Origin of the sequence: Ensifer adhaerens, assembly GCF_013283195.1 — a bacterium.
In the GTDB taxonomy this organism is placed as follows: Bacteria; Pseudomonadota; Alphaproteobacteria; order Rhizobiales; family Rhizobiaceae; genus Ensifer; species Ensifer adhaerens_G.
The window spans coordinates 3,463,807-3,470,510 of sequence record NZ_JABEKT010000001.1 but is presented as its reverse complement, the minus strand read 5'-3'; the positions used below and the strand labels follow the sequence as shown (position 1 = coordinate 3,470,510).

6 protein-coding genes are annotated in these 6,704 nt (G+C 62.2%); 2 read left to right on the top strand and 4 right to left on the bottom strand.

The window, feature by feature from the left end:
• Nucleotides 1-162: 162 nt before the first annotated feature.
• Complete coding sequence (gene araD / locus LPJGGPFB_RS16580) at nucleotides 163-1,902, top strand: L-arabinonate dehydratase (protein WP_173420902.1); 1,740 nt, start codon at nucleotides 163-165, stop codon at nucleotides 1,900-1,902.
• Between the two features lie 246 nt (nucleotides 1,903-2,148).
• On the opposite strand, the gene LPJGGPFB_RS16575 is transcribed toward araD, so the two are convergent.
• Nucleotides 2,149-2,607: a winged helix-turn-helix transcriptional regulator gene (locus LPJGGPFB_RS16575; protein ID WP_234902828.1), complete on the bottom strand. Its 459-nt coding sequence runs from the start codon at nucleotides 2,605-2,607 to the stop codon at nucleotides 2,149-2,151.
• Between the two features lie 197 nt (nucleotides 2,608-2,804).
• Between LPJGGPFB_RS16575 and LPJGGPFB_RS16570 the strand changes: the two genes are divergently transcribed.
• Nucleotides 2,805-3,179 carry a nuclear transport factor 2 family protein gene (locus tag LPJGGPFB_RS16570; RefSeq protein WP_173420901.1) on the top strand — a complete coding sequence of 125 codons (375 nt, stop codon included), beginning with the start codon at nucleotides 2,805-2,807 and terminating at the stop codon, nucleotides 3,177-3,179.
• Between the two features lie 165 nt (nucleotides 3,180-3,344).
• Here the strand turns inward: LPJGGPFB_RS16570 and LPJGGPFB_RS16565 are convergent, their stop codons facing one another.
• Genes LPJGGPFB_RS16565 through LPJGGPFB_RS16555 form a run of 3 tightly spaced genes read right to left on the bottom strand, consistent with a single transcriptional unit; the run spans nucleotide 3,345 to nucleotide 6,526 of the window.
• Nucleotides 3,345-4,172: a transglutaminase family protein gene (locus LPJGGPFB_RS16565; protein WP_173420900.1), complete on the bottom strand. Its 828-nt coding sequence runs from the start codon at nucleotides 4,170-4,172 to the stop codon at nucleotides 3,345-3,347.
• A gap of 16 nt (nucleotides 4,173-4,188) precedes the next feature.
• A complete protein-coding gene (locus tag LPJGGPFB_RS16560) occupies nucleotides 4,189-5,127 on the bottom strand; it encodes an alpha-E domain-containing protein (RefSeq protein WP_173420899.1) in 939 nt (312 codons plus the stop codon).
• Nucleotides 5,128-5,131: 4 nt separating this feature from the next.
• Nucleotides 5,132-6,526 (bottom strand): circularly permuted type 2 ATP-grasp protein, encoded by a 1,395-nt coding sequence (locus tag LPJGGPFB_RS16555; protein ID WP_081788908.1) that lies wholly within the window; start codon nucleotides 6,524-6,526, stop codon nucleotides 5,132-5,134.
• Nucleotides 6,527-6,704: the final 178 nt, after the last annotated feature.

Sequence of the window (6,704 nt, the reverse complement as noted above, 5' to 3'; positions counted from 1 at the left end):
TCCACGTGCCCTTCGGCGGCCGCAAGGGCTCCTCCCATGGCTCGCGCGAGCAGGGGCGCTATGCCGCCGAATTCTACACAACCGTCAAGACGGCCTACACCCTGGCATAAGGGCGCCGTCCAGGGCCCGCGTTTCGGCGCGGGCCGCTCAAGGAAGGACAACATGAAGAAGAAAGCTGAGTGGCCGCGCAAGTTGCGTTCGCAGGAATGGTTCGGCGGCACGGGCAAGAATGCCATCATGCACCGCTCCTGGATGAAGAACCAGGGTCTGCCCGCCGACACCTTCGACGGTCGGCCGATCATCGGCATCTGCAACACCTGGTCGGAACTGACGCCGTGCAACGCGCACTTGCGTGATCTCGCCGAGCGGGTGAAACGCGGCGTCTACGAGGCTGGCGGCTTCCCGGTCGAATTCCCGGTCTTCTCCGTGGGCGAAAGCACGCTCAGGCCGACCGCGATGATGTTCCGCAACCTGGCGGCCATGGATGTCGAAGAGGCGATCCGCGGCAATCCGGTCGATGGCGTCGTGCTTCTCGGCGGCTGCGACAAGACCACGCCGAGCCTCTTGATGGGTGCGGCCAGTGTCGACATCCCCGTCATTCTCGTTTCCGGCGGCCCGATGTTGAACGGCAAGTGGCGCGGAAAGGACGTCGGCTCCGGCACCGCCATCTGGCAGTTTTCGGAAATGGTGAAGTCCGGCGAGATGTCGCTGGATGAGTTCATGGATGCGGAGCAGGGCATGGCGCGTTCCGCCGGCAGCTGCATGACCATGGGCACGGCCTCGACCATGGCCTCCATGGCCGAAGCGCTTGGCATGACCCTTCCCGGCAATGCCGCCATTCCGGCCGTCGATGCCCGCAGACGGGTGATCTCGCAGCTTTCCGGCCGTCGCATCGTCGACATGGTCAAGGAGGATCTGAAGCCGTCCGATATCCTGACGCGAGAGGCGTTCGAGAATGCCATCCGCGTCAACGGCGCTGTCGGTGGCTCGACCAATGCGGTGCTGCATCTGCTGGCGCTTGCCGGCCGCATCGGTGTCGAACTGACGCTCGACGACTGGGACAAGCTTGGCCGCGACGTGCCGACAATCGTCAACCTGCAGCCATCGGGCAAGCACCTGATGGAGGAATTTTACTACGCCGGCGGTCTGCCGGTGGTGATCAAGGCCGTCGGTGAAATGGGCCTCCTGCACAAGGACGCCCTGACCGTCACCGGCGACACGATCTGGAACGGCGTCAAGGACGTCACCAACTACAATGACGACGTCATCGTTCCGCGCGAAAAGGCGCTGACGCAGTCAGGTGGTATCGCGGTGCTGCGCGGCAATCTGGCGCCCAAGGGCTGCGTGCTGAAGCCGTCGGCGGCATCGCCACACCTGATGCAGCATAAGGGCCGCGCCGTGGTCTTCGAAAGCATCGAGGACTATCACGCCCGCATCAACCGCGACGATCTCGACATCGACGAGACCTGCGTGATGGTGCTGAAATATTGCGGCCCCAAGGGCTATCCGGGCATGGCCGAGGTCGGCAACATGGGCCTGCCGCCGAAGGTGCTGAAGAAGGGCATCACCGACATGATCCGCATTTCCGATGCGCGCATGTCGGGCACCGCCTATGGCACCGTCATCCTTCACACCGCGCCGGAAGCCGCCGACGGCGGTCCGCTGGCGCTGGTGGAGAACGGCGACATGATTGCCGTCGACGTTCCCGCCCGCACCATCCAGCTCGATGTTTCCGATGAGGAACTGGCCCGGCGTCGGGCGGCCTGGATTTCCCCGGTCAAGCCGCAAAAGGGCGGTTATGCCGGCCTTTACATCAACACGGTCATGCAGGCCGACACCGGCGCCGACCTCGATTTCCTGGTTGGGGCGCGCGGTTCCGTCGTCGAACGCGACAGCCACTAAATCGGGCCGAGCACGAGCGACATCATCGCTCGTGCTCGGCCCATGCTGTTACGACTGTCGCACCATGATAGCGGTGCGACAGTACCGCCGTGGGCTCAGTGACACTGGTCACCGAAGGCTACTGCATGTTTCCGTAAATCGTATTCGATTTAGGGATAAAAACATGCAGCAATTCAAAGTGCTACAGCGACCTTTGCGCGTCCAATAAGACGCGCGGCGGTAGACAAGCATGTTTGTCGAGCGCCGTTAAGCATCGGCACGGGATGGGAACTGTTCAGCCCAGAGGCACAACCCCTCTGCGCCGGCGTTGAGTGCCGCTCCGCTTTCCGTCAACGAGTAGACGACCTTTGTCGGAGAGCCCGGATAGACCTTCCGGTTCACAAGCCCGTCGGTCTCCAGTTCCCGCAACTGCTGCGTCAGCATCTTTTCACTGATCGCCGGAATCGACTGTCGCAGCCGGCCAAATCTGCGAGGCGCGACGCCGAGTTCGCAAAGGATGTTTATCTTCCACTTACCCGCGACCATCTTCATGGCTGTCGAAAAGCCATTGTCCGCAGGCTTGTTCACCTCATTCTCCTTACCGGCAGGTAACCACTTGCGGCTCCGTACGTATTGCGTCGCCCCGTCCACATCGTAGGTTCCTGCAACGACCGGCGCGCCGAGCATCGCGCCGATCAATATGGAGTGCGGGAATGAAGCCTTCAATCCGTGTCTTGGCGAAACGCACGTACGGGATCGCCGCTCGTCCTCGCGTGGATTCGGGCGGGCTGCAGCCGGCACGGCCGCCGCGGCAGCTGATCCTATGGCTTCCAGCTGATTGCGACAAAACAAGCTAGATGTGCTCGGGCCCGTTGTCCGTGCATGGGTCAAGTCAGACCAATGGGTTACAGGAGCGGAATAGAATGTCTTTAACGCATCTCATTGATTCGTATTGTGCTGCCTGGTCGAAGGAGGACGCCGAGCAGCGGCGGGCGTTGCTGCTCCCGATCTGGAGCGATGGCGCAACGTACACGGATCCAACGGTTCACGCTGCCGGCGCAGAAGCATTGCTCGCGCACATCTCAGGAATTCAGGCCAAGCATTCGGGCGCATGCATCACGCGGACAAGCGACGTGGATGTTCATCATGGGATCGCACGCTTCGCGTGGAAATTCGTGATGCCCGATGGGTCCTCCTACCCTGAGGGGCTCGACATCGTCTTCCTCGACGCTGACCAGAAGCGAATAACACGCGTCGTCGGCTTTTTCGGGCCGCTCGCAAGGTCGCCCGTGTCCTAAAGCGCGTCGCGATCTTTCAGATTCGCTTGGCGCGCTTTAAGTTCTTGTTTTTGCGCATGTCGTTATCGCAAAACCGCGGCACACTTTTGCGCGACATGCTTTGGGACAGAATGGCTGCAGCCGCGGCCTCGACCCGCGATCAGGGCTTTGGCCGGCGAGGATATCCTACTGGCTTTGCGTCTGGCTCTGGCTTTGCGTCTGTTGCTCGACGGTCACCGAAACCTTCAGCGTTTCGTTGGCCTCACCATGGATCAGGCCGGATATCGGGGCCGCATCGCGGTAGCACAGGCCCGAGGCGATGCGCACGTAGCGGTCATCAGGGCAGATCTTGTTGGCCGCATCGAACCCGACCCAACCGAGGCCGGGCAGGTGCACCTCGGCCCAGGCGTGGCTGGCGGTCTGCGCCGTTTGCCCCTCCATCATCAGGTAGCCTGAGATGTAGCGCGCCGGCATGTCGAGCGCGCGCGCGGCCGAGATCATGATATGGGCATGATCCTGGCAGACGCCGCGACCGGCCTCAAGCGCGTCCTCGGCCGCCGTTTCCGCGTGGGTCTCCCCGGCCTTGTATTCCACCGCCTCGTGGATCATCGCCATCAGCGCATGCATGCGGGCAAGGTCGGTGTCGCCCTCGGCCGATTTCGCGAGATCGCGGATCAGATTGCCCGCCTTGGTCAGCGGCGTTTCGCGGGCATAGAGCCATAGAGGTACATAGGATTGGTGCGGCCCGAAGACGCCGGCGCGATCCTCTGTGTGGACCTCGCCGCTTGCGGTGATGTGGATCGCCTCCCGGTCGCCGTCGACGCTGACGAGATGGACGCGGTTGCCGAAGTGATCGTCGTAACTCACCTCCATCGCGGCGCCGTCGACGAGCGTCTGCCAGCCGAGCACGGTCTGGCCCACCCCTGTGACCGGCGTCAGGCGCAGCCGCTGCAGCGCATACTGCACCGGCTCGTCGTAGTGGTATTCGGTCGTATGGCTGATTTTCAGGTGCATGCTGTCCTCCCGAAACTCAGTTGAAACGATAGCCGTCGGAGATTTCCTGGCCGAGACGGTTGTTCTGGCTGATGAAATCCTCGAGGTATTCGTGCAGTCCCTGGTCCATGATGTCGGTGATCGAACGGCTGCGCAGTGCTGCCAGCGTACGGTCCGCCGTCTCGTGCGCCTGGTGGCGCTCGCCATATTCCCGCTCGAGATAGCCGAGGTTGCTGGCAATCTTCTCGTAGCAATAGGCCAGCGACCGCGGCATGCGGCCGTTCGAGATCAGGAAGTCGGCTATGTTGGCCGGTTTCAGTTCGGCGTCATAGACCCAGCCATAGGCGCGGTGGGCTGAGACCGATCGCAGGATCGATTCCCACTGCACATTGTCCATCGACGAGCCGACGGCGGCGACCGCCGGCAGTAGCACGTAGTATTTGACATCGAGGATGCGCGCGGTGTTGTCGGCCCGCTCGATGAAGGTGCCGATGCGAGAGAAGTTGAAGATCTCGTTCCTGAGCATCGTGCCGTGGAACGCGCCACGGATGAGGCCGGCACGACGCTTGATCTGATCGATGATCTCCGGCATGTCCGTCGGACGCGCCTTCCTGGAGAGGATCGCCTTCATCTCGAGGTAGCATTCGTTGGTGGCTTCCCAGGTCTCGCGCGTCAGCGCCGTACGCACCATGCGGGCGTTGTGGCGACCCGCCTCGATGCAGGACATCACGCTCGACGGATTGGCGCGGTCGCGCAACAGGAAGTCGATCGCGTCGATGCTCGTCAGCGTCTCGTGCACCTCGTCGTAGAGCTCGCGCACGCCGGCACTTTGCAAGACGCCGTCCCAGTCGCCCTCTGTCGCGCCGCTGCGGGTCAGCGCCATGCGCAGGCCGGCATCGATCAACCGAGCGCTGTTTTCGGCGCGTTCGATGTAGCGGAACATCCAGTAGAGACCGTTTGCAGTTCTTCCCAACATGGTCTCAGTCCTCCAGCACCCAGGTGTCCTTGGTCCCGCCGCCCTGGCTGGAGTTCACGACGAGTGAACCGGCCTTGAGGGCGACGCGCGTCAGGCCGCCGGGAATGATCTGCACCTTGTCGGAGACAAGGACGTAGGGACGAAGATCCACATGTCGGGGCGCAATGCCCTTGTTGACGAGGATGGGCACGGTCGACAGCGACAGTGTCGGCTGGGCGATGTAGTTGGTGGGGCGGGCTTTCAGCTTTTCGGCAAAGAGCGCGCGCTCCTTCTTGCTGGCGGTCGGGCCGACCAGCATGCCGTAGCCGCCGGAGCCGTGCACTTCCTTGACCACCAGTTCTTCCAGGTGTTCGAGCACGTATTTGAGGCTCTGCGGCTCGGAACAGCGCCAGGTCGGCACGTTTTCCAAGAGCGGTTTGCGGCCCGTGTAGAACTCGACGATCTCGGGCATGTAGGAATAGATCGCCTTGTCATCGGAAATGCCGGTGCCGGGCGCGTTGGCGATGGTGATGTTGCCGGCGCGGTAGACGTCCATGATGCCGGGCACGCCGAGCGCAGACTCTGGGCGGAAGGTGAGGGGGTCGAGGAAGTCGTCGTCGACGCGGCGATAGAGCACGTCGATAGCCTCGTAGCCGCGGGTGGTGCGCATCTTCACCTTGCCGTCGATGACGCGCAGGTCCGATCCCTCGACCAGTTCGACGCCCATCATGTCGGCAAGAAAGGCATGTTCGTAATAGGCGGAGTTGTAGATGCCGGGGGTCAGCACCGCGACGCGCGGCTTGCCGCTGCAGCCGGGGGGCGCGAGCGACGCCAGGCTCTGGCGCAGAAGGTTGGGGTAGTTCTCCACCGGGCGGACGCGGTTCTGATGGAAGAGTTCAGGGAACATCTGCATCATCGTTTCGCGGTTTTCCAGCATGTAGCTGACACCTGATGGCGTGCGGGCGTTGTCCTCCAGCACGTAGAACTGATCTTCGCCGGTGCGCACGATGTCGGTGCCGACGATATGAGTGTAGACGCCGCCTGGCGGCCTAAAACCGATCATCTGCGGCAGGAACGCGACGTTCTTCTCGATCAGTTCGCGCGGCACGCGGCCTGCCCGGATGATTTCCTGCTTGTGGTAGATGTCGTCGAGGAAGGCGTTGAGCGCGATGACCCGCTGTTCGATGCCCTGGGCGAGCTTGCGCCATTCGCGGCCGGAAATGATGCGGGGGATGAGGTCGAAGGGGATGAGCTTTTCGGATGAGTCTGCGTGTCCGTAGACCGCGAAGGTGATGCCGGTTTTCCGGAAGATATTCTCGGCGTCCTTGGATTTCGCTATGAGCCGATTTCTGTCCTGGCTGGCATACCATTCATGATAGGTCGAATATGGCTGGCGCGGACTGCTGTCCGCATTCATCATTTCGTCAAATGCCAAAGGCGTGGTCCCCTTATTTTTGACCATTTGAGTACAACGCTGGATGCAATGCAAGAAGCGTGCACAGTCGGGGGACAAGAAAGTTCTGACGCGTTATTCCGGCTGTTGCGGCCAAAGTGACGCCCAACAATGGGGCGGACTTCGTCCGTCGGACGGGCCGCCT